The sequence below is a fragment of the Gordonia prachuapensis genome (assembly GCF_036350515.1).
In the GTDB taxonomy this organism is placed as follows: Bacteria; Actinomycetota; Actinomycetes; order Mycobacteriales; family Mycobacteriaceae; genus Gordonia; species Gordonia prachuapensis.
In genome coordinates this window covers 1-24,624 of sequence record NZ_JAZDUE010000003.1, presented here as the reverse complement: position 1 = coordinate 24,624, position 24,624 = coordinate 1, and the positions used below count along the sequence as shown (strand labels likewise).

The following is a 24,624-nucleotide window of genomic DNA, read 5'->3' as shown; positions in this document are numbered from 1 at the left end:
TAACGACGGCGCCGCCATCGACCGAATGCGCTGTTGATCAGCCGACCGACCGCTGTAGGTACACGCAATCGATCCACTGCTCGAACTTGTAGCCCACCGCCGGCGTTCGACCCACCTCGGCGAATCCGTTCTTGCGGTGCAGCGCGATCGATGCCTCACCGCCGGTGGCCGCGATCACCGCGATGATCTGCCGCACGTTCTGGGGATCTGCCGCGTCGACGAGGGCCGCGAGCAGCGTCGTGCCGATGCCGCGCCCACCGGCGTCACGACGGAGATAGATGGTGTCCTCGACCGTCCGTTTATAGGCACGCTTGTCCCGGAAGGGCCCGAGGTACGCGAACCCGAGCACGCCGGAACTCTGCGCGCCATCGGTTTCCTCGGCGACGAGGAACGGCCGCCGGGCCGCCTCGATGGCCGAGAGTTTGGCTTCCCACGCCGCCACGGAGGGAGCCTCGTAGTCGAATGTCGCGACCGTGTTGTCGACGTAGTACCCATAGATGTCGGCGATCGCCGCACAGTCTGCGGCGAGCGCAGGACGAATGGTGACCATGACGACGATGATGCCGGACCCGCGCGACCAGCCGGTCGGTCGGACATGTGGGAATCAATCACGCCACGGCTCGGGTTGAGCAGATCATGACCGACACCGCGGATCCGCAGCGTCCGCCGACCCTGTTCCTGAGCCACGGCGCGCCGCCGCTGGTCGACAGTGCCCGGTGGGTGGACCAGCTGACCGAGTTGTCGCGCGCCCTGACCCGTCCGACCGCGATCCTCGTGGTCTCCGCGCACTGGGAGGCGGCGCCGCTGACCATCGGGTCCACCGACCCGAGCACCCCGCTCACCTACGACTTCTGGGGATTCCCCGACCGCTTTTATCGGACGACGTACTGGTCGCCGGGCGCCGGCCACCTCGCCGCGCGGATCGCGACGATGATGCCCGACGGCGAACCGGTTGCCGTCGATCACCACCGACGCCTCGATCACGGCGCCTACGTGCCCCTGACGGTCATGTATCCCGAGGCCGACATCCCGGTCCTGCAGATCTCGCTGCCCACGCTGGAACCCGAGCGGCTCCTGGACCTCGGACGTCGTCTCGCACCCCTGCGCGACGAAGGCGTGCTGATCATCGGCTCCGGCTTCACCACCCATGGACTTCCGTACCTCACCGATCGACGCCCCGAGGCCACGCCACCGGGATGGTCGGCCGAGTTCGATGCCTGGGCCCACGAACGGTTCGCGGCGGGAGACGTCGAAGCACTGCTCGACTTCCGCAGCCGCGCACCGGGTATGCCCTACGCGCATCCGACGATCGAACACTTCGCACCGCTGTTCGTCGCGCTCGGCGCCAGCGACGACGTCGAGCAGCGCCCGGATCAGGCGATCGACGGATTCTGGATGGGCCTCGCGAAGCGCAGTGTCGTGATGGGCTGAGGCCCGTCGTCACTCCTGTTCGTCCGCCGTGGTGCGGTCGCGTGCCTCCACATACTCGGGGCCGACCAGTTCGGGGGCGGGGTCCAGACGGGTCAGACCGTTCCAGCAGAGGTTCACCAGGTGCGCGGCGACGACCTCCTTGGATGGCTCTCGCACGTCGAGCCACCACTGCGCGGTCACCGACACCATCCCGACCAGGGCCTGGGCGTAGAGCGGCGCCAACGCGGGGTCGAAGCCCCGACGCTCGAAGTCGCCGGCCAGGATGTGTTCGACCTGACTGATCGCGTCGTTCAGCAGGCTCGAGTAGGTGGTGGTGTCGGCGCTGTCGGTGCGGTCGCCGCGGACCAGGATGCGGAAGCCGTCGGTACGTTCCTCCATGTACGTCAACAACGCGAGGGCGACCTGCTGGATCCGGTAGAGCGACCGGTTCTTGGACAGCGACGACGTGACCATCTCGAGAAGGGTCTCCATCTCGCGGTCGACGACCACTGCGTAGAGGCCTTCCTTGCCACCGAAATGCTCGTAGACGATGGGCTTGGACACCCCGGCGCGCTGAGCGATCTCCTCGACGGAGGTGCCCTCGAACCCACGCTCGGCGAACAGGCCACGGGCCACCTCGATGAGCTGCAGACGGCGCTGCGGGCCGGTCATCCGGGCCCGGGGCGCTCGTTGCACCTCCTCGGATTTGTCGGTGGGGCGGCTCACTGCCATACCCATAACCCTAACGAGGACCGCCCCGGTGGGGTAATCAATGGGCATGCTGACCATCGAAGAGATCTCCGCCCGCCTCGAGATCGAGCAGGTGATCACCGACTACTGCACCGCAGTCGATTCCGCCCGCTTCGATGACCTCGATTCGGTCTTCGCCACCGACGCCGTCATCGACTACACCGCGATGGGTGGGATCACCGGCGACGTCGGCGCGGTGAAGGACTGGCTGTCACAGGTGCTTCCGGCTTTCTCCGCGTACTGCCATCTCGTCGGTAATCACGACATCCGGGTCGACGGCGACACCGCGACCACCCGGACCATGTGTCTCAATCCCATGCAGGTCCCGGATGACTCGACCTTCCTGCTCGGACTCTGGTACGCCGACGAGTGGCGGCTGACCGACGCCGGATGGCGAATAACGCGGCGCACCTTGGAGAAATGCTTCGACGCGAAGATCTGAGCGTTCCCGGCACAATCGTTGACATTTTCGACGAATCGTTACCTGGTCGGTATCAGCGCTGTTCAGGCGGCCTTTGCCGGAACAACGGGCGCGCTGATTCCGGATCACATAACGCGACAAACCGCCTGAGCGTTTGATTTCGGCGATAGGGTGAAATACCGGTCCGGTTCCCCGATCGAGTAGACGGTGTCCGACCGGCCGGTCGCGTCGGGGCCGATGACGAGGGGGTTCGGTGTGCAATTGTGGGACTACGTGCAGGACCACGCGGCGAACCTGACATTCCTCACCTATCAGCATGCCTCGCTGGCATTTCAGACCGTCCTGGTCGGCACCATCGTCGCCGTCGTCGTCGCGGCCGCGGTGTATCGGATGCCGTTCTTCTCCTCGTTGACCCTGACGAGCAGCCGTGTCGCCCTGACCATTCCCTCACTCGCCCTGTTGGCGCTGCTCATCGTGCCGTTCGGACTCGGCGTGGTGCCATCGTTCATCATGCTCGCGTTCTTCGCGACGATGCCCGTGATCGGTAACGCGATCGTCGGATTGCGCTCGGTACCTCCCGCGGTGATCGAATCGGCGCGGGGGATCGGGCTGCCTCGCTGGCGAATCCTGCTCTCGGTCGAATTGCCGATCGCCTGGCCGGTGATCCTCACCGGCATACGGGTGTCGACGCAGATGATCATCGGCATCGCCGCGATCGTCGCGTACGTGCTCGGTCCAGGACTGGGATCACTCATCTTCAGCGGACTCTCCCGCCTCGGCGGCGCCAACGCCCTCGAGATGGCGCTCACCGGAACGATTCTCATCGTCATCATCGCCCTTGTGTTCGACGGACTGCTGGTCCTGCTCGGCCGCCTCACGATCTCCAAAGGACTCCAATGACCGAATCGTCCACCGCGTCAACCAATCCGGACCGGAAGGTCACCGGGGCGTCGATTCACCTCGATGGTGTGATGAAGCGCTACCGCGGGCAGGACAGGCCGGCGGTGGCCCGCCTGGATCTGGAGATCGAGGCCGGCGACATTGTCGCCTTCGTCGGACCGTCGGGCTGCGGGAAGACCACCACCCTGAAGATGATCAACCGGCTGATCGAACCCACCGAGGGTCGCATCCTCATCGACGGCCGCGACGTGACCCACGAGAACGGCGACGAACTGCGTCAGGGCATCGGATACGTGATCCAGTCCGGGGGCCTGTTCCCGCACTGGTCGGTGTCCCGGAACATCGGCGCCATCCCGCGCGTACTCGGCTGGGATCGCAAACGCATCGCGGAACGCACCGAGTATCTGCTCGACCTCGTCGGGCTCGACGCCGCCGAGTTCGCGGACAGGTTGCCGAAGGACATGTCCGGCGGACAGCAACAACGTGTGGGTGTCGCCCGGGCATTGGCCGCCGACCCGCCGATCCTGTTGATGGATGAACCGTTCGGAGCGGTCGACCCGATCACCCGGGTCCGGCTCCAGGACAGTCTGATCGGCATCCAGCACGAACTCGGCAAGACGATCGTCGTCGTCACCCACGACTTCGAAGAGGCCACCAAACTCGGCGACAAGGTCCTGATCCTGTCCGAGGGCGGCCATGTGGAACAGTACGCGCCGCCCGAGGACATCCTGGCCAATCCCGCGTCGCCATTCGTGGAGGATTTCATCGGATCCGGTGCGACCCTGGCGCATCTGACGCTGTCCCGGGTGCGCGACGTGGACGCCGAACCCGTGACCACCGCGCGGGTCGGCGAGGACACCCAGACAGTCCTCGGTCGGGCCCACGCCGCCGGGCACACCTGGGTGGTGGTGGTGAACGAACACGGCCATCCCCGCGCCTGGCCGTCGCTGGACGAGTTGGCCGCCAAACCACAGGTTTCCGACTACATCGATCGCCGGCTGCCGGTGGTGGCGCGCTCCTCGACGCTCAACGACGCCCTCGACTCGATGCTGGCGGCCAGCCAGGGCGGTGTGCTCGTCACCGACGGCCGCGGTGCCGTCGTCGGGTCGCTCTCGATCGGGACCGTCATGGAGGTCATCCGATCCCAGCTGTCCGAGGCACGACCCGACGAAGAGCACCTCGGCTACGTCGAACATCCCGAAGGCAGCGCCACCGACGACATGCCGGTCATCGTCGCTGCCGAGGACGAACCCGGCGAGCACGCATGAGACGACTGAGACGACTCCCGATGGATGTGTGGTTCGAGCCACTCATCATCGTCGCACTCCTGGTCGGCTACATCGTCTGGTACCAGGTCACCACCCTCACCGAGGTCGAGCAGGCAGCGCTCGCCTGGGACAACCTGCGGGTCACCATCGGCGACCACATCACCCTGACACTGGTGGCCACCGTCATCGTCGTGGCCATCGCCATTCCGCTCGGCATCGTGCTGACCCGGCCGTCGATGAAGTGGCTCAATCCGATCGCGGTGAACATCGCCAACATCGGCCAGGCCGCACCGGCCGTCGGTCTGCTCGTCCTGTTCACGTTCTGGCTGGGAACCGGGTTCCGCACAGCCGTCGTCGGCCTGGTCGTGTACGCCGTCCTGCCCATCCTGCAGAACACCATCGTCGGTCTGCGCCAGGTCGACCAACGCACCGTCGAAGCCGCGCGCGGCATCGGATTGTCGAGTGTGCGCACGCTGGTGCAGGTGGAGCTGCCGCTGGCCGTCCCGGTGATCCTCAACGGTGTGCGTACCGCGCTGGTCATCCTCGTCGGCACCGCGACCCTGAGCACATTCATCGGCGCGACCAGCCTCGGCACCCTGATCACCACCGGCGTCACCCTGTTCCTGCCGAAGCTGCTGATCTCCGGCGCCGTCCTGGTGGGACTGCTCGCGCTGACCATCGACTGGCTGGGCCGACTGGTCGAACTGGCCGCCACCCCCAGGGGGCTCGCATGACCGCCCGACGACACATGACCCGAACCGCCCGCAGTCTCGTCGTACTCGTGCTGGCCGTCGTGACGCTGGCCGCGTGCGGACTGGTGAGCTCGTCCGGGACGTTCCGTGAAGCGTCCCTCCCCGACGGCGACACCCCACTCGACGGCCCCCGGATCACGGTGACATCGAAGAACTTCACCGAGAGCGTTCTGCTGGGCAAGATCGCCGCGACCTACCTCGCGGCTGCCGGCGCCGACATCGACGACATGACCAATGCACCGGGTTCCGCATCGTCGCGGCAGGCGATGCTCAACGGAGAAGCCGATCTCGCGTGGGAGTACACCGGTACCGCCTGGGTCACCTATCTCGGCCGGACCGACGTGATCGCGGACCCACAGCAGTTGTGGCAGCAGGTGTATGACGTCGAACTCGCCGAGAACGACCTGGTGTGGCTACCGCCTGCCGACTTCAACAACACCTACGCGTTCGCGGCGTCGACCCCGACGGCCGAACGGCTGGGCGTGCGAACCATGTCCGACATCACGCGGCTTCCGGTGGCGGATCGGACGTTCTGCATCAACGACGAGTTCTTCAGCCGGCCAGACGGATTCCTGCCGATGCTGGAGACCTACGACATGCCCTACAACACCCCGAACGGCGTCCCGACCGGCAATGTCACCCAGATGGACTCCGGGGTGGTCTACACCTCCACCGCGAACAGCTCGCCGTGCAACTTCGGGATGGTCTACACCACCGACGGCCGCATCAAGAACCTGAATCTCGCTGTCCTCGAGGACGATCGGAACTTCTTCCTGCCCTACAGCGGCACCGTCGTGGTGCGCAAGGACACCCTGGATGCACATCCGGAGATCGCTCCGCTGATGGAGACCGTGTCGGAACGGCTTGATGACTCGGTGATGCAGGATCTCAATGGTCTGGTCGACATCGACGGCGAGGACCCCTCGGATGTCGCGTACGACTGGCTCGTCCGTGAAGGCCTGGTGACCTGAGGTTGCGACTGACGTCACCACCCGACCCCTGAGGAGCCCCGAGCCTGCGAGGGGCGTCACGACCCCCGACCCCTGAGGAGCCCCGAGCCTGCGAGGGGCGTCACGACCCCCGACCCCTGAGGAGCCCCGAGCCTGCGAGGGGTGTCACGAAGGGGCCCTTCGTGACGGCTCTCCGCTAGCGCTCCGAACCTCCTCAGGGACCAGGCTCACGAGCCCGCCAGACTCCGAACCTCCTCAGCGACCAGGCATTAAGTACCCGAGGGGCGTCAGGACCCCCGACCCCTGAGGAGCCCCGAGCCTGCGAGGGGCGTCACGAAGGGGCCCTTCGTGACGGTCCTCCGCTAGCGCTCCGAACCTCCTCAGGGACCAGGCTCACGAGCCCGCCAGACTCCGAACCTCCTCAGCGACCAGGCATTATGATCCATCCCGGCGTTTCCGGAGAGCTCAGGTTGTGAGTGCCTCCTCCGGATTGAGGGTGCGGAGGTGATGGTAGTGGAGTTGCTCGGCCTGGTCGGGGGTGAGGTCGTCGCAGTAGCTGTGCGGTCGTTCCCGGTTGTAGAACGCCACCCATTGCGCGGTGCCCAGTGACAGCTCGGTGGCTCCGTGGAACCGCGGCTGGTTGTCGACGAGTTCGTTCTTGTAGTCGGCGTTCACCGATTCGGCCAGGGCATTGTCGTAGCTATCCCCAACGCTGCCAATCGAGGCCGCGATACCTTCTTCGGCCAGCCGCTGCCCGAACACGATAGCGGTATATTGCGCTCCCGCATCGCTGTGGTGCACCAGTTTCGTCAAATCGACTACACCGCAACGCTTCCTGTTATCGATGGCATTGTTGATCGCATCTGTCACCAGGTTCACCGTCATCTCCGTGGCCACCTTCCAGCCAACAATCTTGCGGGCAAACACGTCGATCACGAATGCCGTATACGCCCAACCTGATCCGGTGCGACAGTAGGTGAAATCAGCCACCCACAACCGGTTGGGTGCCGCGGCACAGAACTGCCGGTCGACCAGGTCCGCCGGCCGATGCGCACCCGAGTCGGGCACGGTGGTGCGTACCCGCTTCTTCTTGGTCGCGCCGCGCCATCCCATCTCCCGCATGACCCGCTCTACAGTGCATCGAGCAACGTCTATACCTCTGCCACGCAACACTATCCAGGTCTTACGTGAACCCAGGACCTGCGTCAGCGGTTGCTGCTTGCGCAGCGAATAGATCGCGTCGATGACATGCGCGTCGCGCAGCATACGGGTGCTCGGGCCGCGGTTGACATGGTCGTAGTACGTGGACGGGGCGATGCGCCACCCATGCTCAGAGAGCACGGTACACATCGAATCGACACCCCAGACAAGACCATCCGCACCCACCCGATGCCCCTGGTGGGTGCGGATGAAATCCACGATTACCGGTGTGGCCGGTCGATTTCGGCCGCGAAGAAAGCCGATGCCGCTTTCAGGATCCCATTAGCCCGTTTGAGCTCGGCCACCTCCTGCTTAAGCCGGCGAACCTCCTCGCTGTCGGCCTTCGCCGCCACAGCATCCCCATCACCTGCAACAGGCGCCTTGCGAACCCACTGGCGAACCGTCTCCGCCGAGCCCACCCCGAGCAAATCCGCGGTCTTGCCCATCGCCGCCCATTCGGTAGACCCCTGGGCCACCAACTGCCCGACCATGTCCACCGCGTCGCGTTTCAGCTCAGCCGAGTACCTCTTCGATCCCGCTGCCATAGGTTTCATTCTCCCTTTGAGACGAACCTCCGGAAACACCGGGACGGATCATTAAGTACCCGAGGGGCGTCAGGACCCCCGACCCCTGAGGAGCCCCGAGCCTGCGAGGGGCGTCACGAAGGGGCCCTTCGTGACGGTCCTCCGCTAGCGCTCCAAACCTCCTCAGGGACCAGGCTCACGAGCCCGCCAGACTCCGAACCTCCTCAGCGACCAGGCATTAAGTACCCGAGGGGCGTCAGGACCCCCGACCCCTGAGGAGCCCCGAGCCTGCGAGGGGCGTCACGAAGGGGCCCTTCGTGACGGTCCTCCGCTAGCGCTCCAAACCTCCTCAGGGACCAGGCTCACGAGCCCGCCAGACTCCGAACCTCCTCAGCGACCAGGCATTATGATCCATCCCGGCGTTTCCGGAGAGCTCAGGTTGTGAGTGCCTCCTCCGGATTGAGGGTGCGGAGGTGATGGTAGTGGAGTTGCTCGGCCTGGTCGGGGGTGAGGTCGTCGCAGTAGCTGTGCGGTCGTTCCCGGTTGTAGAACGCCACCCATTGCGCGGTGCCCAGTGACAGCTCGGTGGCTCCGTGGAACCGCGGCTGGTTGTCGACGAGTTCGTTCTTGTAGTCGGCGTTCACCGATTCGGCCAGGGCATTGTCGTAGCTATCCCCAACGCTGCCAATCGAGGCCGCGATACCTTCTTCGGCCAGCCGCTGCCCGAACACGATAGCGGTATATTGCGCTCCCGCATCGCTGTGGTGCACCAGTTTCGTCAAATCGACTACACCGCAACGCTTCCTGTTATCGATGGCATTGTTGATCGCATCTGTCACCAGGTTCACCGTCATCTCCGTGGCCACCTTCCAGCCAACAATCTTGCGGGCAAACACGTCGATCACGAATGCCGTATACGCCCAACCTGATCCGGTGCGACAGTAGGTGAAATCAGCCACCCACAACCGGTTGGGTGCCGCGGCACAGAACTGCCGGTCGACCAGGTCCGCCGGCCGATGCGCACCCGAGTCGGGCACGGTGGTGCGTACCCGCTTCTTCTTGGTCGCGCCGCGCCATCCCATCTCCCGCATGACCCGCTCTACAGTGCATCGAGCAACGTCTATACCTCTGCCACGCAACACTATCCAGGTCTTACGTGAACCCAGGACCTGCGTCAGCGGTTGCTGCTTGCGCAGCGAATAGATCGCGTCGATGACATGCGCGTCGCGCAGCATACGGGTGCTCGGGCCGCGGTTGACATGGTCGTAGTACGTGGACGGGGCGATGCGCCACCCATGCTCAGAGAGCACGGTACACATCGAATCGACACCCCAGACAAGACCATCCGCACCCACCCGATGCCCCTGGTGGGTGCGGATGAAATCCACGATTACCGGTGTGGCCGGTCGATTTCGGCCGCGAAGAAAGCCGATGCCGCTTTCAGGATCCCATTAGCCCGTTTGAGCTCGGCCACCTCCTGCTTAAGCCGGCGAACCTCCTCGCTGTCGGCCTTCGCCGCCACAGCATCCCCATCACCTGCAACAGGCGCCTTGCGAACCCACTGGCGAACCGTCTCCGCCGAGCCCACCCCGAGCAAATCCGCGGTCTTGCCCATCGCCGCCCATTCGGTAGACCCCTGGGCCACCAACTGCCCGACCATGTCCACCGCGTCGCGTTTCAGCTCAGCCGAGTACCTCTTCGATCCCGCTGCCATAGGTTTCATTCTCCCTTTGAGACGAACCTCCGGAAACACCGGGACGGATCATTAAGTACCCGAGGGGCGTCAGGACCCCCGACCCCTGAGGAGCCCCGAGCCTGCGAGGGGCGTCACGAAGGGGCCCTTCGTGACGGTCCTCCGCTAGCGCTCCAAACCTCCTCAGGGACCAGGCTCACGAGCCCGCCAGACTCCGAACCTCCTCAGCGACCAGGCATTAGGTATCCCCCACCCGACCCGGCCACAGACATAGCAAAGGTGGGCGTCCCGAACGGAACGCCCACCGTCGCACGAAATATCGGTCAGGCCGCGAACACCGACAGCCGCGCGGGCTGTTCGATCCCGGAGTAGTGCGAGGCGTCGCCCTGCAGCACCTGGCTCCGCTGGCCTCGGATGTCCACCGGGACGTCACCGGCGAGGGTGATCCGGTGGAGTTCGCGCTTCTGATTGCCGTAGTCGGAGATGCCGTAGTGCTGAGTGGCGCGGTTGTCCCAGATCACCACGTCACCCAGCTGCCAGTTCCACCGGAAGGTGTTCTCCAACTTGGTGATGCGATTCTGAAGCAGCTGGTACAGCTGTCCGAACTCGGCGGACTTGAGGCCGCGGAACTCCTTGGCGAAGTGCCCGAGCAGCAGGCTGCGTTCACCGGTCTCCGGATGCACACGCACCACCGGGTGCAACGTCTGATACTCGGCGCTGGTGAACTCCTTGTAGTGTTCGCTCTTCCGACTGATGTCGACGCCACCCGACGGCTCGGACTGATTGACGTAGTCGTACAGATTGGTATGCGTGGCCCAGAGCTCTTCGGCCAACGCTCGCAGCGGCTTCGGCAGCTGCTCGTAGGCGGCGACCGTCGAGGCCCAGGTCGTCGCACCACCGTAGGACGGCAGGGTGACCGCCCGCAGGATCGACGCCTTGGGGATGCGGTCGACAAAGGTGACATCGGAATGCCAGCTGTTGGCGGCACCCTCGATGGTCAGCAACTGCGTCCCCCGCGACGTGACAGTCGGATGGGGCGCGGTCTGCTCGCCGAGCAGACCCGCGAACGCGTACTGCCCCGCGTCGTCGAGGTGATGTTGCCCCTCGAACACGACGGCCTTGTTGACCGCCAGGGCGAGCCGAATCGCCTCGACCTGCTCGGTCGCGAGATCACCACCGAGCCTCACCTGCCCGATCCGAGCACCGATGTGCTCTCCCAGCTTCTCGACGGTGATGCCCCCGTCGGCGTACACCTGCTGCGCCGCGCGCTCACGTTCCGTGCGGTCGTCGATCTGAGCCAGCGTCATTCCTAGAAACCTCTCGTGAATTGTTTTGTGTCAACGTCTTTCATCTCAGCACCGATCACGCCGACAGTGCGAGGTAACAATCATGCTGATCGCAACACCCATCAGTCCGCCGACTGTTCGGCCGCCTCGTCGAGACCCCGCCGCACATCCGCACCCACCCGCACTGGACCCGGGCGATACGTGACGGCCCGCAGCGCCGGTCCGAATCGGAAAACGCCACGACGGCTGCGCAGTTCGGGATCGACCGGACCGCGTGCGTCGAGTCCCACCGAGATACCCGTCCAGGGCGCCATACCGACCAGCTGCACCTGGTCGTCGAGCTTCACGATCGTCGACGCCTCGCCGTCACTCACCGCCTCGACGGTCAGGTTCCAGCGCACCGACGGTGTCGCAGAGGCGCGCAGGTGCAGCGCGGTCGTACCGTCCGGCAGCGGCCCGGACTCCCGACGAATACGTCCGTAGGCGTTGTACACCAGGTGAACCACACCCGATTCCACGTACCACAGGTAGCCGCCCTGCTGGTCGCCGTGCGCGACGATCACCCCTTCGTCGGCGGACGTCCAGTCCTCGAACTCGGCCTCCACCACGAAGTCGCGGTAGGCGATCAAGCGGCTCGAGCGATAGCGTTCCAGCGTCGGTGTGCCCGCGACGATGCGGACGGCATCACTCAACCGCGCCTCCGCGGGCCGACGACGGATCTGATCGGCGGAACGGTCGTACAGCGGGAAGACCGTGTTGTGCCAGGCCGCGGCATCCCACGCGGCGGCCAGCTCGGCAACCTTGTCGGGATGTCGGGCGGCGAGATCGGTGGTCTCGGCCGGGTCCGTGACCACGTTGTACAGTTCCCACACCGGATCATCGACGGTTGCCGGATCCCGGTGCAGTGAGACCAGTTTCCACCCGTCCCGGTAGAACCCACGGTGTCCGCCGAACTCCGCGTATTGCTCGGTGTGCAGCGTCGGGGCGTCGCGGTCGCGCAACACGTCGACGATGCTCACTCCGTCGCGCTGCTGGGCCGGGCGGCCGTGACGTTGCGCGGGCGTGTCCACCCCGGCGAGTTCCAGCAGGGTGGGCACGAGATCGGTGACGTAGGAGAACTGTCGGCGCACGCCGGTGTCGTCGGCCGTGCGGGGCAACCCTTTCGGCCATGAGACGACGAACGGCACCCGCACGCCCCCGGCAAAGGTCTGGCCCTTGTAGAAGCGGAACGGGGTGTTGGAGGCCTGTCCCCAGCCGCGCGGGTAGTGCACGCCGAGCGCTGCCGAGCCGATCAGATTCTCGTCATGCGGGACGTCGCGTTCCCAGTCGGGCGGCACCGGTCCGTGCACGAACTGGCTGAAGTAGGAACGGGTGCCCGCCGGACCGCCTTCCGCGGTACCGCCGTTGTCCGAGGTGAACACGATGATGGTGTTGTCGAGTTCGCCGAGTTGTTCGAGGGTGTCGATCACCCGCCCGACGCTCTGGTCGACGCTGACCACCATCGCTGCGTACACCTCCTGGTAGCGCGCGAAGCGCTCCTGCTCGGCCGGGTCGAGGTCATCCCACAGCGGCGCGTCGAACCCGGGCTCGGTGTTGCGTTCCGCCATCGGGGTGTCGGGGTCGAACAGCCCGTCCTCGATCTGCCGCTGGAATCGTTGCCGCCGGACCTCATCCCAGCCCTGGCCGTAGCGACCGCGATACTTCGCGAGATCGGACTCCTTCACCTGGTGCGGTCCGTGCATCGCGATGTGCGCGAAGTAGAGGAAGAACGGTTTGGTCGGCTCCTGCGCACGCAGCGCGGTGATCTGAGATATCGCACGGTCGGTCAGGTCGTCGGTGACGTAGTAATCGTCGGGGTACTCGGCGACGTCGACGACGGTGTTGTCGGCGATCAGCTGATTCGGGTAGAAGAACGAGTTGAGCCCCTCGAGGGAGCCGTAGTAGCTGTCGAAGCCGCGCTGCACCGGCCACGAGCTCCGATCGCGTCCCGGGCCCATGTTCGCATCCCGCACCAGATGCCACTTACCGACAGCGTAGGTGGCGTAGCCGCCGGCTCGCAGGATCTCCGGCAGCGTCAGCACGTCGTCGGCGAGTTCGAGCCGCAGTCCAGGAAAACCCGGATCCGAGTTCGCGACGCTGCCGTAGCCCGCGCGGTGCGGGTTGAGCCCGGTCAGCAGCGCCGCGCGTGCCGGTGAGCACACCGGGGTCGTGTGATAGTTGGACAGCCGGAACCCGTTGCGCGCCAACCGGTCGATGTTCGGTGTGTCGATCTCCGCACCGAACGGCGAGATGTCGGAATAGCCCATGTCGTCGACGAGGATGACGACGATGTTCGGTGCACCCGCCGGCGCGGCCTGCTCGTCGGGCCACCATGGCTCCGACACCGAACTCGTGCGGCCGACCACTCCGCCGAAGTCGTCGTATCCGCGCGCATCGGCCGGCAGGTCCCTTGTATCCGTCTGCGTTGTATCCGTCCGCGTTGTATCCGTCTGCGTCATCGAATGCCTCCTGTGCATCTCGTCGGGTCTCACGCCCGCGCATCGAGCACGTTCGGCGAAGGTTCACGACCTGTCAAGGGTTCGATCCGAGCGAAATCCAACGACGCGACGGAGGCCGTCGATCGCCATACTGGACGTCGATTCTTCGCCCGTGCACACGTTTTCGATTCGGATCGGTGCACGGTTCACGCGTGGTCGGCCTCGTCGCCGATCACCTCGACCCGACAGAGATGTGATCACCATGCCCCGACATCGAGGTGCCCGCGCCGCCGCGGTCATCGTCGCCATCCTGCTGGCGCTGGCCGCCGTCGGCTGCGAGTCCGCAGTCTCGCAGCAGCAGAACTCGACCGCGCCCGCCGCACCCGGAGGCCCCACACCCCGCGGCGGCGACCTGCGGGTCGGCGTGCTCGGAGACCTGTCGCCGAAGGCGTTCCTGCAGATCGGGACCGGTTCGATGAACGGCCAGGTGGTGGCCAACTCCTTTGACACACTCATCCGATATGCCCGCGACTCGCTGACCGTCGAACCGTCGTTGGCGACCGCGTGGCAACTCGCGCCCGACGGCCGATCCCTCGCACTCGATCTCCGCACCGACGTCACCTTCCACGACGGCCGACCGTTCGTGTCGTCGGATGTGGAGAACTCCATCAAGGCGTACCTGAGCGGCCCCTGGACACCGCAGTTCAAGCGCACCGCCGCGGCGATCACCCGATTCGACACATCCGATCCGCACCGGGTGATCCTGCACTTCGCCCACCCGCTGAGCAACATCTTCGACCTGCTCGACTCGGCACCCGTCATCGACCAGAACACTCTGCCGGAGCTGAAGGCCGGCACCGCGTTCAACGGCACCGGGCCGTTCCGGTTCGATTCGTGGCAGCCCAATTCCACGGTCCGGCTGGTCCGCAACGAGCACTATTGGGGTGGCGCGCCTGCGCTCGAATCGGTGACGTTTGTGGTGGTCCGCGACGACCAGTCGCTGTTCACCCGACTCCGCACCGGGCAGATCGACGTCGCCGACGGTCTCAGCTACCACGATCAGCAGCTGGTGACCCAACGCTACGGATTCACCGGGCTCACCCTGACCGGCGCCGAGTCACAGGAGTATGTCGGGATCAACGTCACCAACCCGGCACTCTCCGATGTCCGTGTGCGACGGGCGATCGCGTATGCCATCGATCGGCCCCGCATCATCAACGACGTCTTCCGCGGCAGCGGCTACACGGTCAACCTGCCGTGGCCCGAGTGGTCCCCGGCGTATCGCCCGGAGGCGAACACCACCTACACCCGAGATCTCGACAAGGCGCGTGCGCTGATCACCGAGACCGGTCCGATCCCCCCACTGACACTGGACTATTCGACGCAAGGCAATGACCGGGTGATCGCCGAGATCGTCCAGTCGAACCTCGGCGATGTCGGTATCGAGGTTCGCCTGGTGCCCAACGACCGGACCCAACAGTCGTCGAAGCTGATCGGCGGGAAGTTCGAGGGTCTCTGGCTCCTGCAACACGCCTTCGCGCAGTTCACCCCGTCAACCCTGGCCGTGTCCGCCTACCCGTTCAACGCGGCCAAGAACTCGTCGAACTACTCGAATCCGGCGTATTCCGCTGCGGCCGAGGCGGCGTGGACCGTCCGCGACAGTTCCTCTCCGGAGGCGCTCGCCGCCTACCGCGAACTCGACGAGGCGTGGCTGCGTGATCTATTTCTCGTGGAGATCGGCGTGGTGCTGCGCCAGGTGGCCACCGCGCCGTCGGTCGGAAACATCGACTGGGACCGTCGCAACCAATTGCACTTCGCCGGAACCTATCTCGCCTCGGAAGGAAAGCAATAGCGATGACCGGATACCTTCTGCGCCGCATCCCCACGGCTATCGTCGTGCTCGCGGTCGCCTCAATCCTCATCTTCGCCGTCCTGCGGCTGATACCCGGCGGACCCGAAGCCGCCCTCGCAGGCCCAGACGCGACTGCCGCCGAACTGGCGGCGATCCGCCACGACCTCGGACTCGACCAGGCGTTCATCACCCAGTACCTGGCATGGGTCGGCGACATCCTGGCACTCGACCTCGGTACGAGTTACCAGGTCGGCGGCAGCATCGCCGACCTCATCGGGTTCGGCCTCATCAACACGCTGATCCTGACCGTGGCGGCGTTGATCATCGCGATTCTGCTCGCCCTGGCACTCGCACTGACCGCGGTGCTGTTCGACAACCGCTTCGTCGCGGGCCTGCTCACGGTTGTCAACGCGGCCGCAATCGCGCTGCCCACCTTTGTGGTCGGCACCGTGCTCATCCTCGTCTTCGGTGTGCGGCTGCGCTTGTTGCCCGCCGGTGGGATACCGCCGAACGGATTCACCGAGTCATTGCAGATCAGTACGCAGTACCTCATCCTGCCTGCACTCACCCTGGGGCTACCCGCCGGCGCCATGCTGGCGCGGTTCCTCACCGAGTCGCTCCGGACCGAGTTGCAGCAGCCGTATGTGCTCACCGCCCGAGCCCTCGGTGCATCGCGCACCGACATCGTCCTCAAGCACGCGCTACGAAATGCGCTCCCGCCCACACTGACTGCCCTCGGCATCACCGTCGGCGCGCTGCTCGGTGGCGCTGTCCTGGTGGAATCCATCTTCGGCTGGCCCGGTCTGGGCCTACTGACCGAGGAAGGCATCTTCGCGCGTGACTATCCCCTTGTCCAGGTCCTGATCCTGTTGTCGGTCGCGGTGTTCGTCATCATTCAACTCCTCGCCGACATCGTCCACGCCTGGCTCGACCCCCGAATCCGACTGGCAGGTGACCGATGACCACAGATCAGAGCAGCACAACCACCACGGTGGCGGCCGGGCCGAACGCCGAGGACCCGGACCTCGTTCCCGGCCTGCTGCCGGAGAGCCCCGGCGACCGGGAGGCTCGTCATCCCCGGACACCGTTGTGGCGCAGCCTGCTGCACGGCACCGGATTGGTCGGCAGCATCCTCGTGATCACCGTGATCCTCTGCGGGACAATCGGTCCCCTGTTCACCCCGTATGCACCCGATCAGCAGATCGACGGCGCCTATCTCCTGCAGCCGAGCCTCGATCACTGGTTCGGCACCGATGACGTCAACCGGGACATCGCGACCCGGGTCCTCTACGGTATCCGTATCGACCTGCTGATCATCTTCCTCGCGGTCCCCATCGGCGCCGCGCTCGGCGTGGTCGCCGGCCTGGCCACCGTCACCCACCCCGCCTCCGACGTCATCGCTCAACGCGTGTTCGACGTGATCCTCGCGTTCCCCGCACTCATCCTCGGTATCACGCTCACCGCGATCCTCGGCCCGGGCGCGGTGACCGTGGGTGTCGTCATCGCCCTCGCCGAGATCCCGATCTTCGGCCGGCTCACCCGCACCTCGGTGCTGCGTGTGCGGGAACTCCCCTACGTCGAGGCCGCCCGGGTGAGCGGCGCGACGACGTCGCGCATCCTGCTGCGCCATGTGCTTCCGCACTCGCTGGAGGCGCTGTCGGTGCAATTCGCGCTGTCGCTGTCACTGGCGGTCTTCATCGAGGGCGCGCTCAGCTATCTCGGTATCGGCGTGGTCGCACCTGCCCCCTCGTTGGGTTCGATCCTGGCTGGGGGCAACGGCTACCTGGAGACCAATCCGTGGTTCTCGCTCGGACCGCTGATCGCCGTGTCGATCCTGGTGCTGGGCTTCTACCTCATCGCACAATCCATTTCCCATGACCGGAGGCTTCGCCGATGACCACCGACAACACACACCCGCGTCCGCCGGCACTCGCCGTCGATGACCTGCGTGTCCGTTTCGACTACCCCCGACCGGCCGTGTCGGGCATCAGTCTGCACGTCGATCGCGGTGAGATCCTGGCACTGGTGGGCGAATCCGGTTCCGGCAAGACGATCACCGCACAGGCGGCCATCGGGCTGCTGCCGACCGCCGCGCACGCGTCCGGATCGGTGCGCGTGGACGGGGTCGAGGTGCTCGACGCCTCCGAAGCCCAACTGCGATCGTTGCGAGGCGACCGGGTCGCGATGGTCTTCCAGGAACCGCAGACCGCACTGAACCCGTCGCAGACCGTGGGATGGCAGCTGCGCCAAGCCCTTCGCGCGCACCGCCGGGTGTCGCGGTCCCAAGCACGCCGACGCGCCGTCGAGTTGCTGACCCTGGTCGAGATCGACGAACCCGATGTCCGAGTCGATCAGTACCCCCATCAGCTCTCCGGCGGGCAGAAGCAACGGGTGGTGATCGCGCTGGCATTGGCGAACAATCCCGTGTTGCTGCTCGCCGACGAGCCGACCACGGCGCTCGACGTGTCGGTGCAGCAGGAGATCCTGGGGTTGCTCCGCCGGTTGCGGGATCGCACCAGCGCCGGAATCCTGCTGATCACACACAATCTCGGTGTCGTCGCCGACATCGCCGACCGTGTGGTGGTGGTCCAGCTGGGTGAGGTCGTGGAAAGCGGTGACGTGCACGAGATCTTCGCGCATCCGACCCAGCCGTACACCCGGCAGCTACTCGCCGCGGTACCGCGGCTGCATGACGGTCTCGACGGTGCGGTATCCGACGGCTCCGTGCCGGCAGGCACCGACGACCGACCTGTCCTCGCCGTCGAGAACATCACGGTCACTCACCCCGGACGGTTCGGCGCCGCACCACGGACCGCCCTCGACGACGTCTCGTTCACCGTCCGCCGCGGCGAGGTGGTGGGCGTGGTCGGTGAATCCGGTTCGGGCAAGACCACACTCGGCCGCGCGATCGGCGGCCTCGTTCCCGCCCGCGCCGGCCGTATCCTGATCGACGGCGACACTATCGCAACGCTCCCGCGCGGGCAGCTGAGGGCGATCCGCCGCAAGCTCGCCTTCGTCCCGCAGGACCCGAGCGCGTCCCTCGATCCGCGATTCACCGTCGCCGAGTCCATTCGGGAACCACTCGAGATCCAGGACATCGGTACGCGCACCGAGCGCGACGCGCGGGTTGCCGATCTCCTGTCCGCAGTGGCCCTCCCCCGCCCGTTCGCCGACCGGTTGCCGCACGAACTGTCCGGCGGTCAACGCCAGCGGGTGGCACTTGCCCGTGCGCTCTCGGCGGACCCGGAACTGCTGATCGCCGACGAACCGACCAGTGCCCTCGACGTGTCGGTGCAGGCGCGGGTGCTCGACCTCTTCGCCGACCTGCAGGAGGAGTTCGGCTTCGCGGCGATCTTCATCAGTCACGATCTCGCCGTCGTCGAACGGGTCGCCGACCGTGTGGTGGTGCTGCGGGGTGGCCGGGTCGTCGAGACCGGTGATGCCCGCACGGTTCTCACCACGCCGACCGATGCCTACACGCGAGCGCTGGTCGAGGCTGTGCCCTATCCGGATCCGGTGGTGCAGCGGAGGAGGCATGCGGTCGCCGAGGTCTGAGTCTCCACCACCGAACCCTGAGGAGCCCCGAGCTTGCGAGGGGCGTCACAGGGACCAGGTGGGACGCGAGCGCACCGGACGTTTGCTCCCCCACCAGGACTCGAACCTGGAATGCCTGAACCAAAATCAGAAGTGTTGCCGATTACACCATGGGGGAATACTGCGCAGACGATTGTGCCACAGCGTCGCTGCGCAGTTCTGGCCGGAACCAGATCAGTCCTTCGGACCGCCGGCAGCGTAGACCACCTGGCCGGAGATGAAGCCGGCGCCCTCGCTGGCGAAGAACGACGCGAGATGCGCGATGTCCTCCGGCTCGCCGACACGGTTCACCGGGATCTCCTTGGCGGCGGCGGCCTTGAAGTCGTCGAACGACACCTTCATGCGCTCGGCGGTCGCGGCGGTCATCTCGGTGGCGATGAAGCCGGGGGCGATGGCGTTGGCGGTGACGCCGAACTTGCCCAGCTCGATCGCGAGGGTCTTGGTGAAGCCCTGCATGCCGGCCTTGGCTGCCGAGTAGTTTGCCTGGCCGCGGTTGCCCAGCGCCGAGGTGCTCGACAGGTTGACGATGCGGCCCCAGCCGGCGTCGACCATGTGCTTCTGGCAGGCCTTGCTCATGTTGAAGGCGCCACGCAGATGCACACCCATGACCGCGTCCCAGTCGTCGACGGTCATCTTGAAGAGCATGTTGTCGCGGATGATGCCGGCGTTGTTCACCAGCACCGTCGGTGCGCCGAGTTCGTCGACCACCTTGGCGACCGCGGCTGCCACCGACTCCTCGCTGGACACGTCGGCTCCGATGGCGATCGCCTTGCCGCCGGCATCGGTGATGGCCTTGACGGTGTCGGCGCAGGAGTCCTCGTTCAGGTCCAGAACGGCGACAGCCATGCCGTCGGACGCCAAACGCTTGGCGACTCCGGCGCCGATACCGCGTGCGGCTCCGGTGACGATCGCGACTTTCTGAGTGCTCATCGGGTGTGTACCTCCGTTGGTCTGGGACAGGTCTGGTCGTCTCTGTTTCTATCAGGCCCGAACAATTGCTCGGTATCGCGTGACGGGCGCAGGCCTCGCCGGCGGATCGACTGCGTACTATCGGGCCACATGACGGAGCCGTCCACGCCCCCCACCGCAGTGATCGTCCTCGCCGCAGGTGCGGGAACCCGGATGAAGTCGAAGACCCCCAAGATCCTCCACGGCATCGCCGGGCGACCGTTGGTCGGCCACGCCCTGCACGGTGCTGCGGGCATCGATCCGACCGACCTCATCGCCGTGGTCGGGCACGAGCGGGAACGCGTGAGCGCCGCGATCGCCGACATCGCCGACGACCTCGACCGCGAGATCGCGATCGCCATCCAGGATCAGCCGCACGGCACCGGCCATGCGGCCCGCGCAGGCCTGTCGGCTGTGCCCGACGATTTCGCCGGCACCATCGTGGTGATGGCCGCCGACCTGCCGCTTCTCGACAGCGCCACCCTCGACGCACTGGTCACCGCCCACAACTCCCACGGCGGCGCCGCGGTCACTCTGACCAGTTTCCGCGCGCCCGACCCCACCGGGTACGGGCGGATCATCCGCACCAACGATTCAATGGTGCAGGCCATCGTCGAGCACAAGGACGCCACCGACCGGCAGCGCGCGATCACCGAGGTCAACGCCGGGGTGTACGCGTTCGACGCCCTCTTCCTCCGCGCGGCACTCATGCACCTGTCCACCGACAACGCGCAGGGTGAGTACTACCTGACCGACGTGATCGAGATCGCCCGCGACGCCGACCTCTCGATCCACGCGCTGACCGTCGACGACCCGATGCTCGTCGCCGGCTGTAACGACCGCGCCCAACTCGCCGATCTCGCCGCCGAACTCAACCGGCGCATCATCCGCCGGCATCAACTCGCGGGCGTGACCGTCGTCGATCCGACCAGCACGTGGATCGACGTCGACGTGACCCTGGGTGTCGACGTCCGGATCGAGCCGGGCACGCAATTGCAGGGCGCCACCGACATCGGCGACGACGCGGTCATCGGGCCCGACACAACCCTTCGTGACGTCACCGTCGGGTCCGGCGCTTCGGTGATCCGCACCCACGGAAGCGAGTCCGAGATCGGCGCGAACGCCACCGTCGGACCATTCGCCTATCTGCGGCCCGGCACCCATCTCGGCGTGGGCGGCAAGATCGGCACGTTCGTGGAGACGAAGAAAGCCGACATCGGTGCGGGCTCGAAGATCCCGCACCTCACGTACGTCGGCGACGCCACGATCGGCGAGCACTCCAACATCGGCGCATCGAGCGTCTTCGTCAATTATGACGGCGTGACGAAACACCGTACTGTGATCGGGTCCCATTGCCGCACCGGTTCTGACAACATGTTTGTCGCACCTGTGCAGGTCGGGGACGGCGCCTACACCGGAGCGGGTACGGTTTTGCGGGACGACGTCCCGGCCGGTGCGCTCGCGGTGTCGGCAGGAGAACAACGGAATATCGAGAACTGGGTGGTGCGCAAGCGCCCGGACAGCGAGTCGGCCCGCGCCGCGCTCGATGCCCAACAGACCGACCGCCCGGCAGGCCCGCAGCACGGCGCCTGACCGCAGCACACCTCTAGCAGAAGAGTTTTCATGACCTGGACCACGGACAACCAGAAGAACTTGATGCTGTTCTCAGGCCGCGCCCATCCCGACCTGGCACAGGCTGTCGCCGATGAACTCGGCATCAAGGTGACCCCGCAGACCGCGCGGGACTTCGCCAATGGCGAGATCTTCGTCCGCTTCGAGGAGTCGGTTCGCGGTTCCGACGCGTTCGTCCTGCAGAGCTGCCCGTTCCCGCTCAACCAGTGGGTGATGGAGGCACTGATCATGATCGACACGCTCAAGCGTGGATCGGCCAAGCGGATCAGCGTGATCCTTCCCTTCTATCCCTATGCGCGCCAGGACAAGAAGCATCGTGGCCGTGAGCCCATCTCCGCGCGCCTGATCGCCGATCTGCTCAAGGCCGCGGGCGCCGACCGGATCATCACCGTCGACCTGCACACCGATCAGATCCAGGGCTTCTTCGACGGTCCGGTCGACCACATGCATGCCCTCGGCCAGCTCGCCGAGTACGTCCGCGACAGCTACGGCACCGACAACGTCACCGTGGTCTCGCCCGACTCCGGTCGTGTGCGCGTCGCGGAGAAGTGGGCGGATGCGCTCGCCGGTGCGCCGCTGGCGTTCATCCACAAGACCCGCGACCCGCTGGTCCCGAATCAGGTCAAGTCCAATCGTGTGGTCGGTGAGGTCGAGGGCCGTACCTGTGTGCTGATCGACGACATGATCGACACCGGCGGGACCATCGCCGGAGCGGTCAAGGTCCTCAAGGACGCGGGGGCCGGCGACGTCATCATCGCGACCACACACGGAGTGTTCTCCGACCCGGCCGCCGAGCGGCTGGCGAGCTGCGGAGCCAAGGAGGTCATCGCGACCGACACCCTGCCCATCCCGATGGAGAAGCGCTTCGAGAATCTGACCGTCCTGTCCATCGCGCCGCTGCTGGCACAGACGATCCGTGAGGTGTTCGAGAACGGCTCGGTGACGAGCCTGTTCAACGGCAGCGCTTAGCATTTCGTGGATGAGTCGCTCTCCCGGCCCTGCGCGGAGACGGTAGGGTGTCAGACGTGGACGCGACGATCTATCACAACCCCCGGTGCTCGACCTCGCGCAAAGCACTGGAGAAGCTGCGCGATGCCGGAATCGACCCGACGGTCGTCAAATACCTCGATCAGCCCTACACCCGCGAGCAACTGACCCGACTGTTCGCCGACGCCGGCCTGACCGCTGCACAGGCGGCTCGCAAACGAGAGGCCCTCTACAAGGAGCTCGATCTCGCCTCGGCCGGCGAGGAGGAGATCCTCGACGCGATGGTCGCCAATCCCGTTCTCGTCGAACGTCCATTCGTGGTGACGCCCAAGGGAACACGTCTCGGTCGCCCGCTGGACAAACTCGACGAGATCCTCTGACCCGCGCCGTCTAGGTCGTGACGGCAGGACCCGGCAACGGGGTCACCAGACGCGGCACGATGAGGGCCGCCACGCCCTTGGCGAGGCCCTTTGCCATGTCGAAGTAGTCGAAATAGTCGCGCCATACCACGATCTGCGCGTCGCGGACCTCGAACCGGCCGCACACCCAGAACTGCAGCACGATCGGGCCCAGGCGTAGTTCGTCGATGCGTTCGGTCAGCACCACCGAACCTTCCTCGGCGACGTTGATCATCCGGTAGTTGAAGCCCATCCAGGAGGCCTTCTCCACACGCCGAAAGATCTTGGCCACCGCCCGTTTCCCGTGAACGGTCGGCATCGACACGTTCGTGTACTCGATGCCGTCGGAGATGGACTCGAGCGCACCGGACACGTCGTCGCGCGCGAACCCGTCGAGCAGCCGGGTGACGATCCCTGTGGGTGTCTGTGAGGTCATGTCCGACAGTATGCCGTGACGGTGGCTCACGGATTGGCCCGAGAGAACGCGGCCGTTGCCACCGCCCGAACACCGACCAGCGGCGATGTGACATCGGCCCAGGCCGTGGGCTATCCTGACCATCGTTGTCACGGCGAGGGTGAGAAGTCACCGTAATCGGCGCGACCATCGCGGACTCCTCCGCAGGGTTCTCCTGCGCTGTGGTTCACGGTTGCCGCCTTCGACGTGACCGATGAGAACCACCGCGGTTCAGCTCGAACCGCCCGAAGAGGAGAAGATCAATGGCCAACCAGACCGCGAAGCTGTCTGTCACCACCCGCACCGAGAAGGGCAAGGGCGCTGCCCGCCGCGCCCGTCGCGAGGGCAAGGTTCCCGCCGTCCTGTACGGCCACGGCACCGACCCGCAGCACCTCAACCTGCCGGCCCTCGAGTTCGCCGCCATCCTGCGCGCCAACGGCGTCAACGCCGTCATCGATCTCGACATCGACGGCTCCAGCCAGCTCGCGCTGACCAAGCAGGTCGACGTCCACCCGATCCGCAACTACATCGAGCACGCCGACCTGCTCGTCATCCGCCGCGGCGAGAAAGTCACCGTCGAGGTCTACGTCGTCGTCGAGGGCGAGGCCGCACCCGGCACCCTGGTCACCCAGGACGCCAGCACCGTCGAGATCGAGGCCGACGCGCTGTCGATCCCGGAGCAGATCACCGTCGACGTCGAGGGCGTGGAGGCCGGCAACGCCGTGCACGCCTCGGATCTGGCCCTGCCCGAGGGTGTCACCCTGATCAGCGATCCGGACACCCTGATCGTCGCGATCAACGAGGCCCCGACCACCTCCGAGCTCGAGGAAGAGGCCGAGGAGGCCGGTGCCGAGACCCCGGGCGCCGAAGAAGAAGCCACCGACGAATCGGCCGAGTGAACACGGGTCACACGACCAGTGAAATTGATTGTCGGACTGGGTAACCCGGGTCCGAAGTACGAGAAGACGAGGCACAACATCGGCGCGATGGTCGCCGATGGCCTCGTCGCCAAGCCGCGCTGCTACATGAATGAGTCCGGCCGTCAGATCGGACCGCTCGCCAAGTTCTACTCCGTGGGCCCCGAGGACCTGATCGTCCTGCACGACGAACTCGACATCGACTTCGGGT

At 65.9% G+C, this 24,624-nt stretch carries 22 protein-coding genes, 1 tRNA gene and 1 pseudogene; 15 read left to right on the top strand and 9 right to left on the bottom strand.

Annotated elements, in window-relative coordinates; translation table 11 throughout:
- Positions 1–37: 37 nt before the first annotated feature.
- A complete protein-coding gene (locus V1Y59_RS04215; protein ID WP_330503600.1) occupies positions 38–550 on the bottom strand; it encodes a GNAT family N-acetyltransferase in 513 nt (170 codons plus the stop codon).
- Between the two features lie 86 nt (positions 551–636).
- Here V1Y59_RS04215 and V1Y59_RS04210 point away from each other — a divergent pair, with 86 nt between their 5' ends.
- Positions 637–1,431, top strand: coding sequence for a dioxygenase family protein (locus V1Y59_RS04210; protein ID WP_330503599.1), 795 nt, complete (start codon positions 637–639; stop codon positions 1,429–1,431).
- Positions 1,432–1,440: 9 nt separating this feature from the next.
- Here V1Y59_RS04210 and V1Y59_RS04205 read toward each other — a convergent pair whose 3' ends face one another.
- Entirely contained in the window at positions 1,441–2,142 is a 702-nt protein-coding gene (locus V1Y59_RS04205; RefSeq protein WP_330430676.1) for a TetR/AcrR family transcriptional regulator, read from the bottom strand.
- A gap of 46 nt (positions 2,143–2,188) precedes the next feature.
- Between V1Y59_RS04205 and V1Y59_RS04200 the strand changes: the two genes are divergently transcribed.
- From V1Y59_RS04200 to V1Y59_RS04180, 5 genes are all read left to right on the top strand, one after another.
- Positions 2,189–2,602, top strand: a complete 414-nt coding sequence (locus tag V1Y59_RS04200) for a nuclear transport factor 2 family protein (RefSeq protein WP_330503598.1) — start codon at positions 2,189–2,191, stop codon at positions 2,600–2,602.
- A gap of 234 nt (positions 2,603–2,836) precedes the next feature.
- Positions 2,837–3,481 carry an ABC transporter permease gene (locus tag V1Y59_RS04195; protein WP_330503853.1) on the top strand — a complete coding sequence of 215 codons (645 nt, stop codon included), beginning with the start codon at positions 2,837–2,839 and terminating at the stop codon, positions 3,479–3,481.
- On the top strand, positions 3,478–4,749 hold the full coding sequence (locus V1Y59_RS04190) for an ATP-binding cassette domain-containing protein (RefSeq protein WP_330503597.1): 1,272 nt from the start codon (positions 3,478–3,480) through the stop codon (positions 4,747–4,749). Before V1Y59_RS04195 ends, V1Y59_RS04190 begins: the two co-directional genes overlap by 4 nt.
- Positions 4,746–5,483 carry an ABC transporter permease gene (locus tag V1Y59_RS04185; protein WP_330503596.1) on the top strand — a complete coding sequence of 246 codons (738 nt, stop codon included), beginning with the start codon at positions 4,746–4,748 and terminating at the stop codon, positions 5,481–5,483. The genes V1Y59_RS04190 and V1Y59_RS04185 overlap by 4 nt, the downstream gene beginning before the upstream one ends.
- 14 nt (positions 5,484–5,497) lie before the next feature.
- Positions 5,498–6,472: a glycine betaine ABC transporter substrate-binding protein gene (locus tag V1Y59_RS04180; protein ID WP_330503595.1), complete on the top strand. Its 975-nt coding sequence runs from the start codon at positions 5,498–5,500 to the stop codon at positions 6,470–6,472.
- 444 nt (positions 6,473–6,916) lie between these two features.
- Here V1Y59_RS04180 and V1Y59_RS04175 read toward each other — a convergent pair.
- The 4 genes from V1Y59_RS04175 to V1Y59_RS04160 all read right to left on the bottom strand — a co-directional run bounded on the left by V1Y59_RS04175 (position 6,917) and on the right by V1Y59_RS04160 (position 13,652).
- Positions 6,917–8,196 (bottom strand): IS3 family transposase gene (locus V1Y59_RS04175; RefSeq protein WP_330503594.1). Its coding sequence is split into 2 segments (ribosomal slippage): positions 6,917–7,911 and positions 7,911–8,196, totalling 1,281 coding nucleotides; the frame shifts between segments, so codons are not numbered across the junction.
- Between the two features lie 413 nt (positions 8,197–8,609).
- A protein-coding gene (locus V1Y59_RS04170) for an IS3 family transposase (RefSeq protein WP_330503594.1) occupies positions 8,610–9,889 on the bottom strand; the annotation gives its coding sequence in 2 pieces (ribosomal slippage) (positions 8,610–9,604 and positions 9,604–9,889; 1,281 coding nt in all).
- A gap of 302 nt (positions 9,890–10,191) precedes the next feature.
- A complete protein-coding gene (locus tag V1Y59_RS04165) occupies positions 10,192–11,175 on the bottom strand; it encodes a TauD/TfdA dioxygenase family protein (protein ID WP_330503593.1) in 984 nt (327 codons plus the stop codon).
- A gap of 101 nt (positions 11,176–11,276) precedes the next feature.
- Positions 11,277–13,652, bottom strand: coding sequence for an arylsulfatase (locus V1Y59_RS04160; RefSeq protein WP_330503592.1), 2,376 nt, complete (start codon positions 13,650–13,652; stop codon positions 11,277–11,279).
- A 241-nt stretch (positions 13,653–13,893) separates the two neighbouring features.
- Between V1Y59_RS04160 and V1Y59_RS04155 the strand changes: the two genes are divergently transcribed.
- From V1Y59_RS04155 to V1Y59_RS04140, 4 genes are read left to right on the top strand one after another with little or no spacing between them, the layout of a single operon-like run.
- Positions 13,894–15,483: an ABC transporter substrate-binding protein gene (locus V1Y59_RS04155; RefSeq protein ID WP_330503591.1), complete on the top strand. Its 1,590-nt coding sequence runs from the start codon at positions 13,894–13,896 to the stop codon at positions 15,481–15,483.
- A gap of 2 nt (positions 15,484–15,485) precedes the next feature.
- Positions 15,486–16,445 (top strand): ABC transporter permease, encoded by a 960-nt coding sequence (locus V1Y59_RS04150; RefSeq protein WP_330503590.1) that lies wholly within the window; start codon positions 15,486–15,488, stop codon positions 16,443–16,445.
- Complete coding sequence (locus V1Y59_RS04145; RefSeq protein ID WP_330503589.1) at positions 16,442–17,380, top strand: ABC transporter permease; 939 nt, start codon at positions 16,442–16,444, stop codon at positions 17,378–17,380. Before V1Y59_RS04150 ends, V1Y59_RS04145 begins: the two co-directional genes overlap by 4 nt.
- Entirely contained in the window at positions 17,377–19,038 is a 1,662-nt protein-coding gene (locus V1Y59_RS04140; RefSeq protein WP_330503588.1) for an ABC transporter ATP-binding protein, read from the top strand. The genes V1Y59_RS04145 and V1Y59_RS04140 overlap by 4 nt, the downstream gene beginning before the upstream one ends.
- An 85-nt stretch (positions 19,039–19,123) precedes the next feature.
- Here V1Y59_RS04140 and V1Y59_RS04135 read toward each other — a convergent pair.
- Positions 19,124–19,195: transfer RNA gene (locus V1Y59_RS04135), tRNA-Gln, on the bottom strand.
- A gap of 56 nt (positions 19,196–19,251) precedes the next feature.
- Positions 19,252–20,007: a 3-oxoacyl-ACP reductase FabG gene (fabG, locus tag V1Y59_RS04130; protein WP_330503587.1), complete on the bottom strand. Its 756-nt coding sequence runs from the start codon at positions 20,005–20,007 to the stop codon at positions 19,252–19,254.
- 129 nt (positions 20,008–20,136) lie between these two features.
- On the opposite strand from fabG, the gene glmU reads away from it, so the two are divergent.
- Genes glmU through arsC form a run of 3 tightly spaced genes read left to right on the top strand, consistent with a single transcriptional unit; the run spans position 20,137 to position 23,024 of the window.
- The gene (glmU, locus tag V1Y59_RS04125; protein WP_330503586.1) at positions 20,137–21,618 is read left to right on the top strand and encodes a bifunctional UDP-N-acetylglucosamine diphosphorylase/glucosamine-1-phosphate N-acetyltransferase GlmU; all 1,482 of its coding nucleotides are present in this window, start codon (positions 20,137–20,139) and stop codon (positions 21,616–21,618) included.
- Positions 21,619–21,648: 30 nt separating this feature from the next.
- Positions 21,649–22,626 carry a ribose-phosphate diphosphokinase gene (locus V1Y59_RS04120; protein ID WP_330430691.1) on the top strand — a complete coding sequence of 326 codons (978 nt, stop codon included), beginning with the start codon at positions 21,649–21,651 and terminating at the stop codon, positions 22,624–22,626.
- A 56-nt stretch (positions 22,627–22,682) separates the two neighbouring features.
- The gene (arsC, locus tag V1Y59_RS04115) at positions 22,683–23,024 is read left to right on the top strand and encodes an arsenate reductase (glutaredoxin) (RefSeq protein WP_330503585.1); all 342 of its coding nucleotides are present in this window, start codon (positions 22,683–22,685) and stop codon (positions 23,022–23,024) included.
- A 10-nt stretch (positions 23,025–23,034) separates the two neighbouring features.
- Here the strand turns inward: arsC and V1Y59_RS04110 are convergent, their stop codons facing one another.
- A complete protein-coding gene (locus tag V1Y59_RS04110) occupies positions 23,035–23,478 on the bottom strand; it encodes a limonene-1,2-epoxide hydrolase family protein (RefSeq protein WP_330503584.1) in 444 nt (147 codons plus the stop codon).
- Between the two features lie 281 nt (positions 23,479–23,759).
- On the opposite strand from V1Y59_RS04110, the gene V1Y59_RS04105 reads away from it, so the two are divergent.
- Both V1Y59_RS04105 and V1Y59_RS04100 read left to right on the top strand, forming a co-directional pair.
- The gene (locus tag V1Y59_RS04105) at positions 23,760–24,395 is read left to right on the top strand and encodes a 50S ribosomal protein L25/general stress protein Ctc (protein WP_330503583.1); all 636 of its coding nucleotides are present in this window, start codon (positions 23,760–23,762) and stop codon (positions 24,393–24,395) included.
- Positions 24,396–24,413: 18 nt separating this feature from the next.
- A pseudogene (locus V1Y59_RS04100) lies at positions 24,414–24,624 on the top strand (aminoacyl-tRNA hydrolase); the annotation flags it as partial.